Source organism: Streptomyces griseoloalbus, from assembly GCA_014650015.1.
In the GTDB taxonomy this organism is placed as follows: domain Bacteria; phylum Actinomycetota; class Actinomycetes; order Streptomycetales; family Streptomycetaceae; genus Streptomyces; species Streptomyces griseoloalbus.
In genome coordinates, this window is sequence record BMUD01000113.1 from 1 (window position 1) to 656 (window position 656).

Consider the following 656-nt stretch of genomic DNA (forward strand, 5'->3'; position numbering starts at 1 on the left):
GCGTCGTCGCCGGCGCTCTCGCGGGCCATGCCGCTCAGCACACCGTCGGGGCCCAGCTCGACGAATCGCGTGACACCCTGACCGGCCAGCGCACGGACACCGTCGTCGAAGCGCACGGCCTCACGGACATGGGTCACCCAGTAGCCGGCCGACGCCAGCTGACCCGGCTCCGCCAGGGCCCCCGTCACATTGGAGACGACGGGCAACCGCGGCTCGCCGTAGGACAGTCCCTCGGCGACCGCACGGAACTCCTCCAGCATCGGCTCCATCAACGGCGAGTGGAACGCGTGCGACACCCGCAGCCGGGACGTACGACGGCCCAGCCCGCGGAACACCTCCGCCACGGTCTCCACAGCGGCCTCGGCACCCGACACCACTACGGAGGAGGGGCCGTTGACGGCCGCGACCGACACCTCGTCGGTCAGGTGCGGCAGGACCTCGGCCTCGGTCGCCTCGACGGCGACCATGGCACCACCGGCAGGCAGCGCCTGCATCAGCCGGCCACGCGCAGCCACCAACGCACACGCGTCCGCCAGGGAGAAGACACCCGCCACATGCGCGGCGGCCACCTCACCGATCGAATGCCCGGCCACGAACTCCGGCCGCACACCCCACGACTCCACCAGCCGGAACAACGCCACCTCGACCGCGAACAA

1 protein-coding gene is annotated in these 656 nt (G+C 71.8%); it reads right to left on the minus strand.

Going from position 1 to position 656, the window contains the following annotated elements; translation table 11 throughout:
* A partial coding sequence (locus IE178_RS35180; protein WP_193515086.1) for an acyltransferase domain-containing protein occupies positions 1-656 on the minus strand: 656 nt, incomplete at both ends.